The sequence below is a fragment of the Achromobacter pulmonis genome, assembly GCF_002885955.2.
Lineage (GTDB): Bacteria > Pseudomonadota > Gammaproteobacteria > Burkholderiales > Burkholderiaceae_B > Achromobacter > Achromobacter pulmonis_A.
In genome coordinates this window covers 457041-477220 of sequence record NZ_POQS01000006.1, presented here as the reverse complement: position 1 = coordinate 477220, position 20180 = coordinate 457041, and the positions used below count along the sequence as shown (strand labels likewise).

The 20180-nt window shown below is 59.1% G+C and carries 17 protein-coding genes and 1 tRNA gene; 9 read left to right on the top strand and 9 right to left on the bottom strand.

The features are described 5' to 3' along the window. Nucleotides 1–110 precede the first annotated feature (110 nt). From C1I89_RS23955 to C1I89_RS23920, 8 genes are read right to left on the bottom strand one after another with little or no spacing between them, the layout of a single operon-like run. A complete protein-coding gene (locus tag C1I89_RS23955) occupies nt 111–926 on the bottom strand; it encodes a DNA methyltransferase (protein ID WP_102774924.1) in 816 nt (271 codons plus the stop codon). Further along, complete coding sequence (locus tag C1I89_RS23950; protein ID WP_058195275.1) at nt 919–1578, bottom strand: hypothetical protein; 660 nt, start codon at nt 1576–1578, stop codon at nt 919–921. Before C1I89_RS23950 ends, C1I89_RS23955 begins: the two co-directional genes overlap by 8 nt. Beyond that, nucleotides 1571–2914, bottom strand: a complete 1344-nt coding sequence (locus C1I89_RS23945) for a hypothetical protein (protein WP_071540908.1) — start codon at nt 2912–2914, stop codon at nt 1571–1573. The genes C1I89_RS23950 and C1I89_RS23945 overlap by 8 nt, the downstream gene beginning before the upstream one ends. After that, complete coding sequence (locus C1I89_RS23940) at nt 2915–5044, bottom strand: ATP-binding protein (RefSeq protein ID WP_033990841.1); 2130 nt, start codon at nt 5042–5044, stop codon at nt 2915–2917. Continuing rightward, nucleotides 5041–6411, bottom strand: a complete 1371-nt coding sequence (locus tag C1I89_RS23935) for an SIR2 family protein (protein ID WP_058195279.1) — start codon at nt 6409–6411, stop codon at nt 5041–5043. The genes C1I89_RS23940 and C1I89_RS23935 overlap by 4 nt, the downstream gene beginning before the upstream one ends. Before the next feature lie 36 nt (nt 6412–6447). Next, complete coding sequence (locus C1I89_RS23930) at nt 6448–10200, bottom strand: DUF6079 family protein (RefSeq protein ID WP_258231514.1); 3753 nt, start codon at nt 10198–10200, stop codon at nt 6448–6450. A 34-nt stretch (nt 10201–10234) separates the two neighbouring features. Then, the gene (brxF, locus tag C1I89_RS23925; RefSeq protein WP_041025041.1) at nt 10235–10702 is read right to left on the bottom strand and encodes a BREX-3 system P-loop-containing protein BrxF; all 468 of its coding nucleotides are present in this window, start codon (nt 10700–10702) and stop codon (nt 10235–10237) included. A 10-nt stretch (nt 10703–10712) separates the two neighbouring features. Further along, nucleotides 10713–11627, bottom strand: coding sequence for a WYL domain-containing protein (locus C1I89_RS23920; protein WP_102774923.1), 915 nt, complete (start codon nt 11625–11627; stop codon nt 10713–10715). A gap of 279 nt (nt 11628–11906) precedes the next feature. Here C1I89_RS23920 and C1I89_RS23915 point away from each other — a divergent pair, with 279 nt between their 5' ends. From C1I89_RS23915 to C1I89_RS23900, 4 genes are all read left to right on the top strand, one after another. Beyond that, the gene (locus C1I89_RS23915; protein WP_023112390.1) at nt 11907–12797 is read left to right on the top strand and encodes a LysR family transcriptional regulator; all 891 of its coding nucleotides are present in this window, start codon (nt 11907–11909) and stop codon (nt 12795–12797) included. 134 nt (nt 12798–12931) lie between these two features. Then, nucleotides 12932–13249, top strand: a complete 318-nt coding sequence (locus tag C1I89_RS23910) for a helix-turn-helix domain-containing protein (RefSeq protein ID WP_023464296.1) — start codon at nt 12932–12934, stop codon at nt 13247–13249. Then, nucleotides 13242–14273: an AAA family ATPase gene (locus tag C1I89_RS23905; RefSeq protein WP_023112391.1), complete on the top strand. Its 1032-nt coding sequence runs from the start codon at nt 13242–13244 to the stop codon at nt 14271–14273. Before C1I89_RS23910 ends, C1I89_RS23905 begins: the two co-directional genes overlap by 8 nt. Beyond that, nucleotides 14251–16764, top strand: a complete 2514-nt coding sequence (locus C1I89_RS23900; protein WP_034004688.1) for a S8 family peptidase — start codon at nt 14251–14253, stop codon at nt 16762–16764. Before C1I89_RS23905 ends, C1I89_RS23900 begins: the two co-directional genes overlap by 23 nt. Before the next feature lie 98 nt (nt 16765–16862). On the opposite strand, the gene C1I89_RS23895 is transcribed toward C1I89_RS23900, so the two are convergent. After that, nucleotides 16863–17168, bottom strand: a complete 306-nt coding sequence (locus C1I89_RS23895; RefSeq protein WP_003158903.1) for a helix-turn-helix domain-containing protein — start codon at nt 17166–17168, stop codon at nt 16863–16865. Nucleotides 17169–17289: 121 nt separating this feature from the next. Here C1I89_RS23895 and C1I89_RS23890 point away from each other — a divergent pair, with 121 nt between their 5' ends. From C1I89_RS23890 to C1I89_RS23870, 5 genes are all read left to right on the top strand, one after another. Continuing rightward, nucleotides 17290–17931, top strand: coding sequence for a substrate-binding domain-containing protein (locus tag C1I89_RS23890; protein WP_033982394.1), 642 nt, complete (start codon nt 17290–17292; stop codon nt 17929–17931). A 214-nt stretch (nt 17932–18145) separates the two neighbouring features. Beyond that, nucleotides 18146–18220: transfer RNA gene (locus tag C1I89_RS23885), tRNA-Met, on the top strand. Between the two features lie 128 nt (nt 18221–18348). Continuing rightward, entirely contained in the window at nt 18349–19122 is a 774-nt protein-coding gene (locus C1I89_RS23880; protein WP_102774922.1) for a DNA adenine methylase, read from the top strand. A 139-nt stretch (nt 19123–19261) separates the two neighbouring features. Further along, a complete protein-coding gene (locus tag C1I89_RS23875; protein WP_102774921.1) occupies nt 19262–19594 on the top strand; it encodes an HNH endonuclease in 333 nt (110 codons plus the stop codon). Nucleotides 19595–19717: 123 nt separating this feature from the next. After that, nucleotides 19718–20179 (top strand): terminase small subunit, encoded by a 462-nt coding sequence (locus tag C1I89_RS23870; RefSeq protein WP_102774962.1) that lies wholly within the window; start codon nt 19718–19720, stop codon nt 20177–20179. Nucleotide 20180 lies beyond the last annotated feature (1 nt).

Here is a 20180-nt window from a genome sequence, read left to right as displayed (position 1 = left end):
CCTGATCGGGGTGCAAACAACCCGAAAGTGGCGATGATTTGAGCAGTTTTTAACCATTTTTGAATACTTTGGTCATGAGGTCGATTTTTGGATGTTTGAAATCGAGTTCTTCAGACCTTCCCTAGATCGGGGATCTCATTGGAGTTGATTTCCTCTACGGCAAGCTGGATTTGATCATTAGTGGGGGCGTGAGCCGTTTGAAACATCCATCCATACTTTTTCTCAGTTTCACGAAGCAACCTTTTTGCATCGTGCTGAAATGAAATTGGTTCAGACGGGGTGTTGTAAATATATGAAATAAAGCCTGCGACTGGAGATAGGTCGCTCAATATGGCTTTTCTTGCCCCTAATTTTGAAAACGGAACCAGTGACTCTTTTCCGCTTATAATTTCTTCTTTATAAATAACGTCATTCGAGTCGACTTTGTACCCAAGAGACTCAACAACTTCCTTATTTCCGCAAAGTTGAGCAGCGATTCCCGTTGCACCACTTCCCGCAAACGCGTCCTGGACTAAATCGCCCGGCTCGGTGTACTGCAGAATGTAGCGCATGATTGCTCTATGCGGAACTTTGGTGTGATACGGGTGTAGCTTATATAGCGGGTCGTATTTCCCCTCACTTACATCTGCAAAGAATGGCTCTTTGATATACGGGACTGAGGAATCGTAAGATTTTCCGTAGTGCTGAATAAAATCTTCAACAAACGGATTTGGGCATGCGGTGTAGTACGGCGGATCGGAAAGCTCCAAGATGGCGTCGTCCGATCCGATAGGAAAACCTTCGATTTTCCGGAACTCAGGATCTTTGAGCTTCTCGGCAAGCAGCTTCAGGTAGTGCTCGCGACGCGCCTCATCGCTCGGGAACGTTTGCCCGAGGCATTCCACCGGGCCAGAAGTTTGTTGTGTAGGGATAAATAAATCAGTCATTTTTTTCCTCGGCGCTTTGGGCCTTGATTGCCGCGTTCGCAGACTGCTTGACCACGCCGCTCAGGTTATCGATGGATTTTCTGACCCGCTCCAACTCCTCTACGACAGGATGGCGCGGAACGCTGGTGCCCATATAGGGCTGCAGATCCACGTGGGTCTTCTCGCTATACTTGTTTTTCCCATACTCGTATTCGGCCGACACTTCGAATGTATGCGGACAAATCGTCGGATCAGCTCCGCTTGCAAATATCTCAAAGCCCATCCCGAGGTCGAAAAGCAACTCCGACATAGGTGGTAGGCAGTCGATAGACTGCGAAAAGGCTGATTGCTTGGCGAGGTTGCGACTCTCGGCTTGCTCGCCAAACTGAAAGAAATCCCGATCAAGGCGTAGCCGGAGATTCTGCGCAGGCGAGCGGCCCACATTCCTGATCAGCAATTGGATGACAGGTGTGCCCATCCGAACCTGCACAGTCACTGCGACAAACGGGCGATTCTGATCAGCCATCTGCTCACGCATTGCACCCACTGCGGCACGGTTGGCACGCAAGATGAAAAACGTGAGTCCGGCGAACATCGCGGTCAACAGGACGTTGGCCAGCGTCAGCCATTCCGGCAAGTTCGCCGGCATCATCAATGAGGCGACATCATTCATTGAGTGCTTCCTCTTCTACTTCTTGATCATCGTCTCGGGGTTCGATGGATGTCTTCGGTTTGATGGCAATGGCAACGGCCTTACCTGTTGCCAGAGTTGCACGGATCACATCCTGAAGCACCCGCGACTGGCTGGGCGTGGTACCCACCCACGCCTTGGACACTACGGTGGTGAACGCGGTGTTGTCGAAATGGCGCTGCGCGTTGTCATAGGTGATCCGCAGGCCACCTTTCGGCCCCTGGATGCCGGGGTCGCGTTCCAACAGCTTCCAGTAGTCCAGCGGCAGGTACATGCCGGGCACAAGGCCCACGTCATCCGGGTTGAATACCAATCTGGAGCAGAGCTTGAGGAAGAACGGGTTCTCGGTCAGGCGGAATCCGCCAATGCCGGTGTTGGGCGCACAGGCCTTCAGTGCGCTGAGCACGGTATCCATGCGGTCGATTTCTTCTTTCAACTGCGCGTTGGGCAAGCGATAGACCGCTTCGGCTGGCCCAACGCGCCGATCCTCACGCTCCATTGCTTTGTACTGAACCATGACAAAACTTTGGTAGGTTTCGTTGAAGTAGATGAGGTCGGTGCCGGTTTGCTCTTCAAGCGGCAGGCGGTTGGCAAGGATGACCGTGAGGCGTTCCGAGGTTCCCTCGGATTCAAATACCACTGCACCGTAGGGGTAGGTTCTGACCACTTCGAAGCCGGGCAGATTTTGCAGGTCATTGACCACCATCGGGTCTTCGCGCAGCCGAACGCTGGGCAGGCCGTCGAGAAAAGACACCGGCGTTTCGTCCGATGGCGCCCATTCCTGAACAGGGTCGCGGCTCAGGCCGGCTATCGACAGTGCCGTAAGCAGTGCTTCTTTTTGCTGCGCCAAGTTGTCTCGTGCCCGCTCCGACAACCGCCGGATGCGTTCTGTTCGTGCCTGACTGAACCGATCCAGCAGGGTGCTGGCTTGGGGGGCGATCTGGCGAATGGTTTCAACGACGGCGGTGAAGCCTTTGTCGGTCAACAAGCCACCTGATTGAAACCGCTTGCGCACGGATGCGGCATTGCGCTTGGGCAGACGATTCAGCAGTTTCCGCACAGACAGCGGTTCGGCGAGTTCTTCGACTTTGTCGATATTCAAGCGACTCAACCCCGTACCAGCGCGCACGCCACGACGCCCCAGGCCGATATGCGTCAACTTCCCCGCGTTGACAACAAAGCAAACCAGTGGCGCGGTTCGGCTGTGCTGAAAGTCAGCGACAGGCTCAGCAAACGCGTGCTCCTCGGCTACACATTCAAGGAATGTGTCCATCCGATCCTTCGAGAGGGATACGGCGAAGCCGCTTGCCTTGGCCATCTAGGAAGCTCCGCCTTCATCCGATGCTTCCTTGTCTGGAGCAGGTGCTATTTGTTGCCAGTCCTCTGCAATCGCTGTCCAATCCACGGTGCGCTCGACAGCTTCGATCTCGCCTGTTTCGTTCTCCTTCTTGCCCGACCATACCGCCCAGAAGTCCGGGTCATCGGATTTTGGCCGTTGGCCTTCAGGCAAGGCATTCATCTGCACCAGCACGGGCAACTCAGAGGCCCAGCCCAGCAGGATGGCGTGGCGCGAAGGTAGCGAAGGAAGATCGCGCAGCAGGCCACGCAGGTTGTCAGGAACCAGCTTGTGCACCAATTCCTGGTCACGGTCATTGCTGATGCGGTGCAGCAGGTAGCTGTTGCATTGAGACAGCACTGTAGGCGACAACTCGCTGGGGCGCTGGGATGACAGCACCAAACCCAATCCGAACTTGCGGCCTTCGCGGGCAATTTTCTCGAATACCTGACAACAAATGGCGGCTGAGTTCTGGTTCTCAGCATCGTCCTGGTAGCGTTTGATAAATGTATGCGCTTCTTCCATCACCAGAACGGTAGGCAGCGTTTTGCCGTGGTTGAGCTTGCGGTAGCGCTGCATGGCTTCCAGCGTCATACGAGCAATAACGGCGGTGACGATGTGCACCACCTCAGCGGGCACCAACGATAGGTCGATGACGGTTACCGTTCCGTTGGATGCTTGGTTGTCGCCGATGGTGTTGGCCAGCCAGTCATGCAACGTCACACCATCGGCATTGCCTGTGATGGTTTTCATGCGGCTATCGGACAGAATCGTTCGAATGCGCATGAGCATTGTTTCGACGTATTCCGAGACGCCTAGCAGTTCTGCATTGGCTTCAACACTGCGCAGCAGTTGGTCGCCAGTAAAGGCGCGGGGTACGTCCGCATCGATCGGCAAGATGTCGGTGTCGCTGCCGCCGAAGGCCGCATGGGCGGCCTTAGCCATGCCCAAAAATTCGTCGATCTCTGGTGCAGTGAAATCGTAGTTTGGGTACTGGCCTGAACGCGCGTTGGCGAAGGCGGTAATCTTGTCTCGTATTGCGCCCAGCGCCGCATTTTCATCCGCAGTGAATGAAGCATCGTTCCCCAAGCCTTCCTGCCACCTCCTGGTCTTTTCAAAGAAGTTCTTGGGGTGCGGAAAATTAGCCCAGGGGCGTCCGGCAGCGCGCTCGATCTGAATCACGCTAACCAGTGTGCGCAGAAAACGACGCATGTCGTGGCTTGGTGTGACGGTGACTTCCACCGCACCGTCGCGCACGGCGCGCAGTGCCTGGATCAATGTCGGCCGTTGCGCCTTGGCGCTGGCTTGGGTAAACGCACTCCACTCAGCGCTGTTCCAAAACCAGAGCGGCACCTGTAGCTGCTCAATGCCACCGTCAGGCTTCGGCTCGACAGCGAATACGCGCACTTTCCCCAAACCATCAAATGCCTTGGCGTACTCGCCGTTGGGGTCGAGCACGATGAAACGGGCATTGGGGTCAGCTCCGCCGCGTGCCTTGCTGGCTTCTTCCATCGACCAGCGGATCAAACCGGCTACCGAGCAGGATTTGCCACTGCCGGTGTTCCCCAGCACGGCCAGATGACGACCGAACAGGCGATCAGGGTCGATCTTGACCTCTGCATTGGCGGCTAGCGGACTGACGCCGATTTTCACCCGGCGGTTGTCGCCGGATTCGACGATGGCGCGTAGCTGGGTTTGGGTGGGTAGCAGTACGGGGTCGCCTACCGTCGGGTAGGCTTCCACACCGCGCCGGAAGGAATAGCGTTCCTTTCCATCGATCTGACCCTCGTAAGCCAGACCACCCAGCGGGTTGAGGCTCATCTTGCGCAGCGGATAAGGCAAATCAACCAGGCCGAAATCCTGCATGCCCTTGCGCTTGGGGTATTGAGACCGCTCGATGGTGATCCACTCCACCTGTGCGACCAGATAGCCTGTCTCACTAGGCACGAGGACATAACCATTGATCCGCGGGAACGGCCGTGGAGTACCTGTGTTCAGAGCGAGGTTGTCGGGTGCTTCGATGTCCAGCAGAACCTTGATTTCGTCAGGCGAGACAAAATCGATGCTGCCGATACGCAGTGAGTCGGCGTAGGCCAGGGGCGAGAAGCTCATACCAGGTCTGCCCCGTCAAAATCGCTACCAGGTTTCGCTGCTGCCGGGCCTGGATGGGCTTCGGTGCCGTAACGCTGCTTGAGCAGTTCGCTCATGCGGAAGGTGGTTTTGTCGATAGCGGCCTTGGGCAGGAAGCTTTCGGTCAGGATTTGCAAATCAGCCAGAGCGGGGCCGATCAGCAAGCTGATCTGCGAGGGACGTCCCAACTCTCGATAGGTCTGCATGATGCGGCCAAGCGGATCGTTATAGGCAATGATCACCAGATGGGTGGACGGCACTGTGAGCATGTCGCGAATGACACGGTTGATGTGCTCGTCACCAAAGCTGTAGCCATAGGTAATCAACGTGCTGTTAGGGCGGCACACGGCGGCGGCGAGGTCTCGGAACAGTTCCACATAGGGGTGATCCGAAGTCTCCCGGTCCTTGGCGGCATTGGGGTAGATCATCAGCTTGTGAGCACTGGCACCTTTGAGCCCGGGCGCTTGCAGATAGGGCGCGACATCATCGGCGCCGAAGGGCAGCCCGACGCGGCGGATATCCCTATCGACCTGCAACCAATCCACCGAGCCGTGCAGCTTGGTAAAGCGAGCGACCCCCTCCAGATAGCGCGGTTCACCGCGTATGCCTGGTGGGTTGTAGTGCATGTCCAGATCCAGCCGCGATGAACGAAAGATCGGCATGAGGTTGCCGAGGAAGCGGTCCAGCAGATGCAGCCCGGCCAGTTCGGCCCCAGCTTCGATAAGTCGGTCGTAGTTGGTGGTGAAGATGTTCAGCCGGTCGCGCACGCCGGTGCGGCTGGCGAAGCTCATCAGGAAGGTGACCAGCACATTGAGCGCTTGCTCACGTTTGTCTTCATCTGCCCTGGCAATCCCGGCTTCGCTGTCGAGGATGGACTTGGAGAAGTCTTCCAGCGTGCTGGTCAGCTCAGTCAGCAAAGTTTCGGCTTCTGCTGAGTTGCCCAGTATCTCTAGCCCTCGCAGCAATTCGTTGGCGGCGCGAAGCTGGTCTTCCAGATTACCCGTTTCCCGGCCTGATCTTTGGGCGGCTTCTTTCGCTGCTTTCCTGATTGCATCCTCGTAGATGGTCAGGGTTACTTGGTTCATTCCAGCCGCTGGCTTGCCTGTCGCCAGATGGTGCACGGCATGGGTCAATCCTGAGCCAGCAAGCAGCGAAAGATGCTCCGACTGAAATAAGGCGGTCAGCCAAGGCTCGACACGGCTTCGCAACACCTTGATGTCGAAATTTTGGCTCTGAGTTAGCCAGGAGGCTTCTGCGCCTTCGCAAAGCTTGAACTTGCCGGCATCCTCGGCGCTTGCTTCGAAGCAGATAGGGGCGTGGTCGTCCCTGACTTTCAGTGTGTTGCTCATGGCAGCAGTTTCCTGTTCGTTTGCAGAGTCATGGCATCACTCGATCACGAAGCGCAGCTTGGTGGCATCCTTGCCCTTGCAGCGTTCGTTCATAAAGGCATCGAAGCGCTTGCGCAGCTCATCCGGCATGGCCGGCGAGCCGCCTTGCAGCAGTGCCTGCTTGATCTCGTCACCCTTGACAGCGATCTTCTCCAGCCCCGACAGGGCCTCTTGCACGGCGTTGGCGAACTCTTGAGTCAAGGGCTCCGGCAGCTTGCGTGAGGTCAGGAAGGCGTCGATCAGTTTCTTGCTTGCTGCGGGCAACAGGCCGAGGCTGTCCTGGGTGAACGGGTCTTCCAGATTTTCCAGCAGGGTCTGCTGCCAGTTGGCCAGCAACTCATCCAGGTCATCATCCAGCTTGTGCAGGCGGTTGGCGGCGGGCAGCAGCTCCAGTTGTTCGGCAGCCGGGCGGAACTGGCAGTGCGGGCAGACGGCGGTCGTGACCAGCGTCGGCTCATCCAGCGATGAGCAGCTCTTCAGGCCGTTGAGGGATTCCTCGAAGGCGGTGAGCTGGCTGGTGGGCATCAGCGATACGCCGGCCAGCACGCGCAGCGCCTGCAGGCGGTCGTCCTTGCGCAGAGCGTTGCGGGTCTTGTCCTCGGCCACGCCGAGGCGCGCCTTGCTGTGGCTGGCGATGTAGGCGGTGATGTAGTCCTTCTTGAGCTGGGCCAGCGTCTGCCGGCCATTACCCAAGATCAGGGCGGCGTGCTCGGCGCTGCGGTCCTGGCTGATCTTCTCGAAGATGGCCTTGCGGGCCGCCTCAGCCTGTTTCAGCCACGGGTGCTCGGCGGGCAGCACCATCTCGGCCTGCGAGAGGTAGGACGCCGTGCTGCCCAGCTCCGCCACCAGTTCGAGCAGACGCTCGACGGCAGCCAGGATTTCCAGGTTCTTTTTCTGGCCGTCCAGGTCTTCCTCGGTGACGCGCAGGTTCTTGAGCTTGCCGACAGTGTTGTAGGGTGTCAGCGACTCGGTGAACTTCTTCAGCGAATCGAGCCGGGCGTACCAGTCCTTGGCTTCTTCCTCACGCAGCAGGTTCTGGCCCCAGAAACCGAGCTTGCCTTGCTGCAGGTCGGAGCCGGCCTTGAGCACGCGCGGCACCAGGGCGCTGACTTTCTCCTGCAGCTTGATGACCGGTTCAATGTCGCCCTGGCTGGCCTTCTGCGCCAGGCCGGACGGCAGGTCGAACAACTCGAACAAGGCGCGCAGCACGGCGAGGTTGATCTCCTTGGGCGCCTCGATGTGTTTGAAAGCTTTGAGTTCCTCCAGTGAGCGTTCTGCCAGTTGGCTCAGCTTGCCGGAGTCGATCTTGTCGCCGGTGATCGACAGCACGATGTCACCGGAATAGACCAGCCCGCCCAACACGGTGACCAGTAGGTCGGGTTCCAGCCGGTACTTGATCGGTGCGAAATACTCAATGTCGGACGAGCCTGACAGCAGTTCGTTGCGGTTGAGCACCTGGCCGTGGCCCTTGGCTTTGAGCCGGTTCAGCACTTCCTGCGCGTAGCGGGAGTTGGCCGGATCGACGCGGTCGCCATCGAGCAGTTCCAGCGCATCGAGAATGGCTGCGGCATCCTTGGTGCGCGTACCGCCGGCCAGAGTGCGCAGTGCGTTGCCGATCAGTTGCTTGCGGTTGGTCTCGGTGACCAGCACGGAAAAGCTGGGGTATTCCGGCGCGAGATCGCCGAAACGCTGGCCCAGCACCAGGCCCGAAATAACGTTCACCACGTCGCGGAAGTTGATGCGCTCGTCCGCACCGAGGCGCGCCCGGTCACGCAGCGACACGCCTTTGGCCCAGTCCTGCAGGTTCTTTTTCTTGCCCTGGTAGGTGACCTCAAAGGCGGTCATCTGCTTTTCCTGCAGCCACTTGCTCATGGCACGCAGAAAGTCCTGCGCCTTGGACAGGTAGATGGCCTTGGCGCCGCCGCTGGCGGTGGAGGCCAGATCGAGCGCCGCTGCGTAGGACGACAGGTGCCGCTTGAGATCGTCGTCCAACCCGGTGAGGCGGAAGAAGACCTCATCCGACAGGTTGGCGTCGCTGAACTTCGGTTTGTCGAAAGGCTGGATGAAGTAAACGTAGAAATCGCGTTCCGGCTGGGCCGTGGGCCGATCATTCGGCGCGCCAAAGAACAGGTAGCCCATGCGCTCGACACGGCGTTCTTGCCATTCGAGCTGGTACTGCCAGATCTGGAAGCCGGGGTAACGCAGGTCGTCGCTGCACTCCATCAGCGCTTTGACGGCGCTGTAGTAAGCACGGTCCAGCGCATCGTCGGACAGAGCTTCGGCGCGCTTTTCGATCTGCGCGTCGTAGTCGATGTCTTTCTTGAGGTCGAGGTAGTACTGCTCGGTGTCGGGGGCCTTGGAGATGAACTGGCCGTTGACGGTCTTCAGCACTTCCCGCATCACGGTTTGCACCATCGACAGCAGGTTCTCGGCGGGGTCGCCCGGCATGTCCTCCACGCCCGGCTGGAACAGACACAGGGCGTCGCGCAGCTCGGCGGCGGTGGGACCGATCGGAATGTGGATGTCGCCGCCGGTGGTCAAGCGGTGCACAGCCAGCGCATTGATGACACGCAGCGCCATCGGCTTGTAGGCCGGGCGGGTGAAGGCCTGCTGCACGCGCGATTCCAGCACTTCGGAGACGCGCATCACTTCTTTGATGTTGGGGTCGGCGCGCAAGACCGAGTTGGCCTTGATGGTGTTCCAGAAGCTCTCGTAGCTGATGAACAGCGGCTTGTCGGCGGGCACTTCCTGATCGAGGATGGCCAGCATGGCGGCCTCAATGGTCTTGAGCGCGCCACGCTTCTCGGTGAAGTGGATCTGCTCGAAGGTCCTCAGGTAATCCGGGTGAACGGGGAACAGCCGCACGTACTCGTCCATCCGCTCGTTCATGGAGCCGTAGAACTTGGCGAACGGCGTGAGGTATTCGCGGATCTTGTTCTGTTGGTCGGCAGTCTTTTTGAGCAAACGCGCGGAGACGACGAAGCTGACATCCTGGCGGTCGATCAGGATTTGGGTGAAACGCTCGTTGACCCGGCGCATGCTGTCGGCCACGTGTTGGAAGCGCACGCTGTCGAAGATGGCTTCCTGCACACCGGCGACAAAGCGGAACTTCAGATGTTTGGTGATCTCGCCGATCTGCCGCAGGATGGCCAAGTCACGAATCAGCTCGTTGTCCTTGCGCGACTGCAGGTATTCCAGGAACTCGTCAACCACCAGCAACAGGCCTTGGTCCGGGTAGACCTCATGGAAGGCGGCCATCATTTCTTCAAGAGACTCTTTGTTGTTGAGTTCCTGATCTGCCGCCGGGAAGCTGTAGCTGACGCCCAGCTTGTTGAGGAAGCGCTCAAGCTGCTGGGTGATGACCTGGCGTAGCGGCATTTCCAGACCGCCTACCTCGATGCGCAATACCTTGAACTTTCCGGCGATGGAGGCCACTGCTTTGGCGACCTTGGGGTGGCGAATCATCGGCGCATAAGCGGCGTCTTCTGCCACCAGCGACAGCACCGACATCAAGTGCGACTTACCTGTGCCGTAGTTGCCGACGACCAGCACGCCTTTGTGATCGACCGAATCCTCGAAACTGAGCTGGGGAACCATGAGCTTGGAGATTCGCTCAGCCATGTCATCGGAGATGACATAGGTCGCGACGAGCTTCTTGGCCTCGTCCGGGCGCCCGGCATCGAGCAGTTGGATCACTGATTCGATTTGCTCGAACTGGATCAGATCTCCGTATTTCATGTTCGTGCCCATATGCTTTTCTCTTCCCACAGCTTTCGTAAATCGGTCAAATTTCGAGTACGACCACGCCGTCCTGGCTGTAGTCACGATGTTCTGGATGGCTCATGTCGGCATAAATCAGCCGATCACCGCGCAGCTCGCCAGGCCAAACGGCCACGACGCGCCTGGAGTGAGCCAGCCGCCTGACGAGGTCAAGCGGGTTGATCTGCAAGCTGGGCTCGAACAGCAACTCAAGATTGTCGAGCAGCAGCGGGGCTTCGCCTCGTTCCCCGAATGCTTCAAGCAGCGCAATCTCACGTAGCAGTTCGCCTGCGGAGAAGCCGCGCTTGTTGTTCGGCGTGGCGGCCAATCGGCGCCCCAGTTCCAGGCCAACGTTGAGCGGCTCGATGTTGAGCCTGGCGCTGAGCTGGCGCAGCAGTTGGGTCTTGCCGCTGCGGCTGGGACCGACCAGCAAGATCAACTTGCTGTTGAGGTCGCCGATTTCGCTGATGAGTCGTTCGAGTTTTGCGAGCATGCTGATCCCCTCAGTCCGACTCGGCTTCGAGCCATTGTTGATCAGGGGAGCGGTAGCCCGGCGCCAGCACCGCATTGCGCACGCCGTAGATCGCCAGATGGTCTTTCAACCAAAGCCGGTACTCCGGGCCGCGCAGGCGATGGTCGGGGGAACAGTCCACACTCCATTTGCGCAGGATGTAGCCGGCGGTGGCGGCGCGCAGCTTCATGTGCAGCGCACCACCCTGCATGCCGTAGTCCATTTCGGTGATTTCTGGCCGAGGCTGGTCGGGATGAGGAACCAGCTCCAGCTCGACAATCCGGGTCCACTGGATGTCTTGATCGCTCATCTCGTGGGACTCTACGGGCTGCCCCTTGCGCACCACAGGGCGCTTGATCCGGGTGAGGACGAAATCGCGGAACTCCTGCGATTTGCGGTCGAAGGCGCGCACGTGCCAGCGCAGGCCGTTGTCGATCAGCGCGAACGGGACGATATCCCGCGCGGTGCGACCGCTGGAGATAGAGTGGTATTCGATACCTAGCGGGCACTCGTAATGGATTGCCCGAGTGACGCTCGCCAGGATTGCCAGGTCAGGGTGAGTGAGCCGGGACGGGCTCTCGCTGGCCACCCACGCCTTGATGTGCATCGGTTCACCGTCACCAAACCCCTGGGTTAGCCACGACAACACCCGCTCGGGTGGGAAATCGAAGATCGGCTGGAAGCTCGAACCCAGGACGTAGAACTTGCCTTTGCCGTCGTAGTCGATATTGCCCGGAGCCAAGTCCTTGTACAGCGCCAGATCCCTGGACGCGGCAGCGGACTGGATACCAAAACGCGCGACCAAGTCCTGGCGGCGCATCTCCCCAATGAAGCGCAGACGCAATTCCACGAACGCGAGACGGTCACGCTGTGGCTGGGTGAGATCGGCAAGCTGTTGGTGGGGCATCCTGACTGGCTCGTTCGGGTTAGCGAATGCTCGTGTAAATTTCTGCAAAAAGTATATGGTCTGCGTGGAAAGACGTCTATAAATCTAAGTTGATTCACTAGTTAGCTGCATTATGATAACCATTTTTGAGATGCAAATGAGTGATCCTGCGTGGACTGGCAGGCGCTTCAGTCCAGCGCAGCGCGCCAGGAGTGACGTGGACTGGACGTGCATCCAGCAGGTCACTGCGGACGAGAGCTGGTGCGAATAGATCGCTGATACGGAACAGGAGCACGGCCCATGGAACTGCGACACCTTCGCTGCTTTGTGGCTCTCGCAGAAGAGCTGCACTTCACACGGGCCGCAGAGCGCCTGCATATCGAACAGCCACCCTTGTCCCGCGCCATCAAAGAGCTTGAGGATGACCTGGGCGTGGTGCTCTTCGAGCGCAACCGCCGAGGCACGGTACTGACCGAAGCGGGTGCAACGTTCCTGCAAGATGTGCGCAGGGTGTTCGCCGTCCTCAAACAGGCTCAGGAGAACGTCCGGGCGGTCGCTGCGGGCTTGAGCGGAAGCCTTCGCATCGCCGTGTCCGACGGCGCAATCGATCCCAGGCTGTCGGCCCTCCTGGCCCGCTGCCGCGAGGAAGAGCCGGAGATCGAGATTCGCCTGTCCGAAGTGCCGTTGGCCGATCAGTTGCGTGGTTTGCGCTCAGGTGACTTCTCGATCGGGTTTGCGCACACGGCGGAAGTCGGCGACGACATCGTTACCGAGCCACTCTGGCACGATCCGCTGGTGGTAGCCGTGCCCGCCCGGCATCCTTTACTTTCACACAAGGCTGTTCCGCTGCATCAGCTTGCGATCTACCCACTGGTCTTATGTGACCCGCAGGCATGCGAAGGCTACCATCGTGAACTGGCGCGGCTGCTGCGGCCTTTGGAGCGTCCACCCGACGTCGCCGAGCACGTGTCGTCATTGGACATGATGCTCACCCTGGTCGGTGCCGGCTACGGGGTAGGCTTCATCACCGAAACCAGGATCGCGGCGAGCCTGCGCCCCGACGTGGTGATCCGCCCTCTGGCCATGGATTCCGCAGTCATCACGACCTACTTGCTACGGCCCGCCGGCGAGGACTCGCCGGTGTCGGTGGAGCGATTCATCGCGCGCCTGCGCGCGCACTCGGACGATTGATCCGCAGCGGCCAGGACTGGCTGCCTGAAGCCTGCCAGTGCGGTATCCGGAGGAGAAGTCTCGTCAATAATGTTCACTGGTGGTAAAATTCCAGGGTACTTACGCTCGTCGCAACCCGTGAGAAAGCAAGCGCCATGAATGTTGGACAAGCCATTCGACTGTGCCGAACGCAACGGGGCGTCTCTCAAAGCACCATTGCGAACCGAGCCAATTGCTCCGTGTCGTACTTGTCGATGCTTGAGAACAATAAGCGCGACCCGACACTTTCGACGGTTACAAGAATTGCCGAGGCATTGCATGTGCCTGTCGGCCTGCTGTTCGTTCTGGCTGCCGACCAAAGCGAACTGGGTGCGATAGACGAGCACGTCGCCGATCAGTTAATGCAGTCTGCGCTGGCATCACTGGGAGCATCGGCCAACATGACAGCGCAGGTGGGAGGCCACTATGGCTAATGCCGAACAACTCAAGGCGTTGGTGAAATCCCATATCGAGCGGGATGACCAGCATTTCTATTCTGTTGCCATGCAGGTCGCGGCCCGTGAAGCGAAGGTAGGTCACGGCAAGCTTGCCGAAGAACTCCGCGACATGATCGACGCGGCAAAAGCCCGTGTCTCGCCGGGCGGCCCCGAGGGCAAACTGGTGCCGTTGGCCCGTCCTCGCGGTGAGTTGGCAAACTTGCTGACGGTTTCCTATCCGAAGAATCGTCTGTCGGACATGGTGCTCGATGCGGAGATGGCCGAACAACTTGGTCGCATCATGAAAGAGCAGAGGCATCATTTGCGCATCCGCGAGCATGGCCTGTCGCCAAGACGCAAACTGCTGCTGGTCGGGCCACCGGGCACCGGCAAGACGATGACCGCCTCTGTGTTGGCCGGTGAACTTGGCATTCCGCTGTTCTCCGTTCGACTGGATGCACTGATCACCAAGTTCATGGGGGAGACCGCCGCCAAGCTGCGCCAAATATTCGATGCCATCAATGATGTGCGAGGCGTCTACTTCTTTGACGAGTTCGACGCCATCGGCTCACAAAGAGGGCTGGCCAATGACGTGGGTGAGATTCGGCGGGTACTGAACAGTTTTCTGCAAATGATCGAGAGCGACCAATCCCATAGCTTGATCGTTGCAGCAACGAACCATGTTGAGATCCTTGACTACGCGCTTTTTCGCCGATTTGATGACGTGATCGAGTATCGGCTCCCGAGCGCGCCGCAGGCCACCAAGCTGATCCAGTCGCGGCTTGGGAAGTTCGCGCCCAAGCCCTTTCCGCTCAAGGCCATCACAGCCAAGGCAGAAGGCTTGAGCTACGCGGAGATCAGACGTGCCGTAGATGAATCCATCAAGGAAGCCGTGATGCACGACGAGGAGCGCGTAAAAGCAGATGTGCTGACACGTGCTTTCGATGAGCGCCGCAAATTGAACCTCAGAATGAACAACAAGAAGGTCGCACCGAGCAATGCCGGATCAACTACAAGCTAAGCGCCCACATTTCATTCTTCGAGACACATCTCAAGCCGTCGAGTTCAAAGCGCACTCTGCTGGCGGTGGATCGACACGCAGCGTGCCGACGTTGCCCCGGCAGCAGCACGGTGCATCCCTTCGCGACCAGGTTGAAAACTTGAAGCCCGCTGCAGCAGAGGCGGTGCAAGGTCAGCGAGACCTGCAACTGGAAAGCGGGTTGGGCTTGCAAATCCAGTTTTCCAGCCAACCTGATGTCGAGTTGGCATTCGAGAGCTTGGCGAACGAAACCAGGAACATTGAACTTCTCAGTGTTCGCCGCGAAGGCAACCAGACCTTCGCCAATGTCTTCGTTCCTGATGGAAAGCTGGCGCACTTCGAGAAATACATATCCGACTATCTGGAGGAGAAGAAGGACAGTCGCGGTCAAGCACGCGATCACCGGAAGTTGTTGGATGCCATCGAATCCATCCGAACTGCAGAAATCAGGGCTCTGTGGACTGACGCTCCCGAACTGCTGCCTGACGATCTTGCGACCGCCTTCTGGTGGGAGGTATGGCTTCCGGTTCGAGGGGCGGGGCAGCGGCAAGTCGTTGTAGAAGACTTCAAGAAGCTTGCTCGATTGGCGGAATGTGTCGTCAGTGACAAGCAGGTCAATTTTCCCGAACGCACGGTGTTGTTGATGTATGGGTCGCAGCAGCAGTTCTCGCGGTCGGTGATGACGCTGAACTGTGTCGCTGAACTTCGCTACGCCAAGGAGACGGCCGAGTTCTTCGACGGCATGGGCATCAGTGAACAACGGGAGTGGGCGGACGACTTGCTGCGTCGCGCCCAGTTGAGGCCATCAGGCGACACCGCTCCGCGAGTCTGCTTATTGGATTCCGGCGTGACGCGCGCGCATCCGCTCTTGGAGCCGTTGATGGATGCGAGCGATTTGCATACCGTGGAGCCAGCCTGGGGCGTGGATGATGAGGCCAATCATGGCACTGGCTTGGCGGGCTTGGCTGCCTATGGCGATCTTACAGACGCCCTGGCGTCTGCGGATTCGATCAACGTCCCTCATCGGCTGGAGTCGGTCAAGCTGATACCGGCGGAAGGTGCGAATGAAGGCGATGCGCGCCACCATGCTTACCTTTTCATGGAAGGCGTTGCGCGGCCTGAAATCTCCGCTCCGAATCGGTCGCGCGTGTTCGCTTCGGCGGTGACAGCCTCGGACTACCGTGATCGTGGTCGTCCTTCCTCGTGGTCTGCTGCCGTCGATAGCCTTGCTGCGGATACCGATGGGGTCGGTGAAAGCCCGCGTCTGTTCGTGCTGTCCGCCGGCAACACGCGCGACCCCAATGCATGGGCGGGGTATCCAGATAGCCTTTCCACCAATCTCGTGCATGACCCTGGCCAGGCATGGAACGCGATCACGGTGGGCGCTTTTACCGACAAGATCGACACGGAAGGTCATCCTTCCTTGAAGCCCGTTGCCGAAGCCGGCGGCCTCAGCCCTTTCACGACAACAACCAGGACGTGGGATCGCGCATGGCCCTTGAAACCCGAAGTGGTGCTGGAAGGAGGCAATGCAGCCAAGGATGAGCTGGGGGCGGTAGGCATGGCCAGCCTGAACTTGTTGACGACCCATAACCAGCCGTTGGATCGCTTGTTCACTACCAGCAATGCCACCAGTGCCGCATCGGCATTGTGCGCGGGAATGGCGGCGCAGATCATGGCGGCCTATCCGCACCTCCGACCTGAAACCGTGCGTGCGTTGCTGGTACATTCGGCGCAATGGAGCGAGGCCATGCGGGGGATGTTCTTGCCCGCAGCGCCCAACAAGGACGACTACGTTCACCTGATTCGCCATTGCGGCTGGGGAACCCCGGACTTGAACCGCGCGCTCTGGAGTGCGGGAGACTCGCTGACCCTACTGGTTGAAGACGTGGTGCATCCTTATGCGAAGGTTCAGGGCAAGGGCATCGTGACGCGCGACATGAATCTGCACTCCTTGCCTTGGCCGAAGGATGAGTTGGAGGCGTTGCAGGACACGCCCGTCGAGATGCGCATCACGCTCTCCTACTTCATCGAACCCAATCCATCAGCGCGTGGTGTTGCATCAAAGTATCACTACCCTTCGCATCGCCTGCGATTTGATGTGCAGCGTCCGCTTGATGCATCCACCGAGAATTTTGTCGCACGGGTGAATGCGGCAGCGCAGCGCGAGGATGAGGGTGACCCTGTGAACCCCTCAGATCCCAATTGGCTGTTGGGCGAACGGCAGCGGCATCGTGGTTCGCTGCATCAGGATGTCTGGAAAGGTACGGCGGCTGACTTGGCCAGCCGTGGCTTCATTGCTGTGTATCCTTCGGCTGGGTGGTGGCGGACACGGCCTGCGCTGGAACGTTATGGCCTGCCGGCGCGATATAGCTTGGTGGTATCCATTCAGACCCAGCAGACGGACGTTGATCTTTACGCTGCTATTTCCCAGAAAATCCCTGTGGCTAATGTTGTGGTTGTCGATACGTAAGAGGCATTCCAGTGTTCCGCTGTCGGGCTAAGCACCCGCCCGGCGCCGTTGGCTGCGACAGCTTGCGCTGCCAATATCCGAAAAGACACTTACGACCGCTATGCCGAATCTTGCGGCTCACTGCCCGCGCTGAGGTTCTTTTCAGTCGCGGCCATCAATTCGCTGGCGCTTATCCCGAGTGCGGCAGCGATTTTCAGTATCAAAGGCAGCGTCGGCACATGCTCCCCGCGTTCGATCTTGCCCATGTGCGAACGCGATATTCCCGCCTGATACGCAAAATCGTCTTGAGCGACCCCCTGCGCGACGCGAGCGGCACGCACGGCCCGCCCGAAAGCTAATGCTGGTTCGGATTCATATGTGGGTGTGCCAGGTGGACGACCTGGCTGAATAGTAAGCTTCTGCATCAACAGAAGCGTCAAACAATCCTCTTAAATTAACCACGTTAAACATATAGACGTTAAACTTCTCTCTTTACTATGATGCTGGTTTGCCCTTGACCTGCTTCGTCGCTTCTGTAGGTTCTCCGTGGACAACATCACCAGCCAACCCGCCCACCTCAGGCTTGCGATTGCGCCAGGCGTATCGTCATCTCAGCTCTCGGCGCTGCTCGCGCTGCAACGAGCGGAAGAACCCGAGGTCAGCATCACGTTCTTTGAAGTGGCAGGTGACGAGCTGCTTGATGGGCTTCGTGAAGGCCGCTACGACGTGGGAATGTCGCTTCAAGGAGCGAGCGATCCGGCCCTGGAAACCCAGCCCTTGTGGATTGAGCACATGGCCGTTGCGATACCGCTGAGGCTTCCCTTGCTTGAGCAGGCATCGCTCACCATCGCCGACCTCCAGAACTATCCGATCTTTCGCTGGGAGGCTGAGACCTGTTCTTCGCTGGATCGTCGGCTGCTCGCGCGTCTGCCTGCTGACCCGCAGAACCTTCAGTACGTGACTTCCTTCGAGATGATGGCGCTATGGGTTTCTGCCGGCTACGGTGTCGGGGTATCCGCACAATCGCGTATCAAGCACGCCCCTGGATGGGGAGTCAGCATGCGACCACTGGACGACGGCCCCTACGAAATCGTGACGCACCTGCATAGGCCCCAGGGGCAAGCGAACCCTGTTTCCGAACGGTTCGAGCGCAGGGCACTGCAGATCGCAAAAGCGCTCCCTTCCTGATCGCAGTGGCTGTCGGTAGCTGCCAGCAGAGGGCGGTGGATTTATGCCTTTCGCCAAGAGGGGTGATGTGGTACATTCAGAGGCCACTTCTGGTTTTAATAACCAGAAAAAATCTTTATTAATCAATGGGTTGGCTGCTTTGGGTGATTCCCATCACCCGCTCCATACAAACGAAAGCCCCGCTACGGATATGCCGGTCGGGGCTTTCCCATTTCGCGGCGTAGCTCAGTGGTAGAGCGCCGGGTTCATAACCCGGATGGCGCAGGTTCGATTCCTGCCGCCGCAACCAAAGAAGGCGGCGACAGCTGTGGAATCGCGAGTTCCCCAGCTGACAGCCGAAACACGGACGTGGCCCGTGAACGACCCAAGGCCGCCCCACCTGTACAGGCGGCGGCCAGTTTACATGGACGCTCACAAGTGGCAAAACCGATCATTCCCTGGCTGGGTGGCAAGCGCCGCCTGGCCGACAAGATACTTCCCCATTTTCCCAAGCATTCCTGCTACGTCGAACCCTTCGCCGGGGGCGCTGCGCTTCTCTTCGCCAGGCCGGAGCCGGCCAAGGTGGAGGTGTTGAACGACATCAACGGCGACCTGGTCAACCTGTACCGCGTGGTGCAGCACCACCTGGAAGAATTCGTCCGCCAGTTCAAGTGGGCGCTGACCAGCAGGCAGATGTTCAAGTGGCAGAAGGAAACCCGCCCGGAGACGTTGACCGACATTCAGCGGGCGGCGCGCTTCTATTACCTGATGCAGAACTGCTTCAGCGGCAAGCTGGAGGGTATGACGTTCGGCACGGCTACGACCGCACCGCCGGGCCTCAACCTGCTGCGGCTGGAGGAGACGCTGTCTGCGGCGCATCTGCGGTTGGCACGTATCTACGTCGAGCATCTGCCCTGGCGGGACTGCGTGAAGCGCTATGACCGGCCGCACACGCTTTTCTACATGGACCCGCCGTACTGGGACACGGCCGGCTACGGCGTGGAGTTCGGACTGAACGAGTACGTATCGATGGCCGAGTCCATGCGGACCATGAAGGGGCGCGCGCTCGTAAGCGTGAACGACCACCCGAAGATGCGGGAGGTGTTTGCGGGTTTCCCAATGCAGGTGCTGGATATCCGGTACACGGTCGGCGGGGGCGCCGGCGTTCCTCGGGCCGAGCTGCTCATTCGCAGCTGGCCTGCTGACGACTAGACCGGCTCCCCACAAATCTGAAGTAACTCCACCCTCCCGCTACCGAGGACCGCACGCTGGGCATGGCGTGTGGGATTGGGGCATCGCGCCGGGCGGTGTGCAGTAGGTAGCACCCGGCAAGATCACAGAAGGGAGCGATATGAAGCTCAAGACACTCAAGCCGCGTATTGCAATGGCGGGCTCCAGACTGGCCACTGCGCCCACACCCAGCGCCACGCGTCTGACAGGCCGCAGGCTGCAAGAGCGGCGGCTGCGCGTATGGTCGGCTGACCCGCACTGTGCCCATTGCGGCAAGCTAACCGTGTACCCCTACGGCTTCGAGCTGGACCATAAGGTCAGCCTGAACGATGGAGGCGCGGACACGGACGAGAACACGCAGGTGCTTTGCGTCTCGCGCGATGCGCACGGGCGCAAGGTCGGCTGCCATGACGCCAAGACGCGGGAAGACATGGGCTATCGCCAGCGGGCATGATGTGCCGGCTTGGTTGGGCCAAGGGGGGGGGTCAAAGTCTGGCGGGGTCGCCGCACGGAAACCACCCGTTCCCTCACGCGCGGAAAATTTCCCCTTAACCGGATTTGTTAACCGAGGTTGTTAATGGCATTAACCGACAAAAAGCGCCGCTTTGTGCAGGCGTTGCAGTCGGGCCTGTCCGGTGCGAAAGCCGCTATCCATGCGGGTTACAGCGAAAAAGGGGCGGCCGTTGCAGCGTCCCGGCTGATGAAAGACAAGGACGTCCAGGAAGCCCTGGGCCGTGTTAATCAGGTTAACAAACTGAAGGAAGAGGCCGCCGCCGCTGGAAAGATAGTTTCGCTGCCCGACCTGGGCAAGCTCTATTCGGATCCGCTGGAGTTTCTAAAGGCCGTCGCAAACGACCCCGCGCAGGACATGAAGCTGCGAGTCGATGCCGCAAAGGCGTGGGTTCCCTATGTCCACGGCAAGATCGGCGAGCAAGGAAAAAAGGACGCCAAGAAGAAGGCGGCCAGCGAGGCCGTGGCAGGTGGCAAGTTCGGCGCCCCGCCGCGGCCCCCGCACCTGCGTGTTGTCGGTAAGGGGTAAG

What these genes read in the sequence shown, in the direction of transcription:
- C1I89_RS23920 (WP_102774923.1), bottom strand. Translation starts at nt 11,627, where the DNA reads ATGCCCCACCAACAGCTTGCCGATCTCACCCAGCCACAGCGTGACCGT.
- C1I89_RS23895 (WP_003158903.1), bottom strand. Translation starts at nt 17,168, where the DNA reads ATGCAGAAGCTTACTATTCAGCCAGGTCGTCCACCTGGCACACCCACA.
- brxF (WP_041025041.1), bottom strand. Translation starts at nt 10,702, where the DNA reads ATGCTCGCAAAACTCGAACGACTCATCAGCGAAATCGGCGACCTCAAC.
- C1I89_RS23900 (WP_034004688.1), top strand. Translation starts at nt 14,251, where the DNA reads ATGCCGGATCAACTACAAGCTAAGCGCCCACATTTCATTCTTCGAGAC.
- C1I89_RS23905 (WP_023112391.1), top strand. Translation starts at nt 13,242, where the DNA reads ATGGCTAATGCCGAACAACTCAAGGCGTTGGTGAAATCCCATATCGAG.
- C1I89_RS23940 (WP_033990841.1), bottom strand. Translation starts at nt 5,044, where the DNA reads ATGAGCTTCTCGCCCCTGGCCTACGCCGACTCACTGCGTATCGGCAGC.
- C1I89_RS23945 (WP_071540908.1), bottom strand. Translation starts at nt 2,914, where the DNA reads ATGGCCAAGGCAAGCGGCTTCGCCGTATCCCTCTCGAAGGATCGGATG.
- C1I89_RS23955 (WP_102774924.1), bottom strand. Translation starts at nt 926, where the DNA reads ATGACTGATTTATTTATCCCTACACAACAAACTTCTGGCCCGGTGGAA.
- C1I89_RS23930 (WP_258231514.1), bottom strand. Translation starts at nt 10,200, where the DNA reads ATGGGCACGAACATGAAATACGGAGATCTGATCCAGTTCGAGCAAATC.
- C1I89_RS23870 (WP_102774962.1), top strand. Translation starts at nt 19,718, where the DNA reads ATGGCATTAACCGACAAAAAGCGCCGCTTTGTGCAGGCGTTGCAGTCG.
- C1I89_RS23910 (WP_023464296.1), top strand. Translation starts at nt 12,932, where the DNA reads ATGAATGTTGGACAAGCCATTCGACTGTGCCGAACGCAACGGGGCGTC.
- C1I89_RS23935 (WP_058195279.1), bottom strand. Translation starts at nt 6,411, where the DNA reads ATGAGCAACACACTGAAAGTCAGGGACGACCACGCCCCTATCTGCTTC.
- C1I89_RS23915 (WP_023112390.1), top strand. Translation starts at nt 11,907, where the DNA reads ATGGAACTGCGACACCTTCGCTGCTTTGTGGCTCTCGCAGAAGAGCTG.
- C1I89_RS23875 (WP_102774921.1), top strand. Translation starts at nt 19,262, where the DNA reads ATGAAGCTCAAGACACTCAAGCCGCGTATTGCAATGGCGGGCTCCAGA.
- C1I89_RS23950 (WP_058195275.1), bottom strand. Translation starts at nt 1,578, where the DNA reads ATGAATGATGTCGCCTCATTGATGATGCCGGCGAACTTGCCGGAATGG.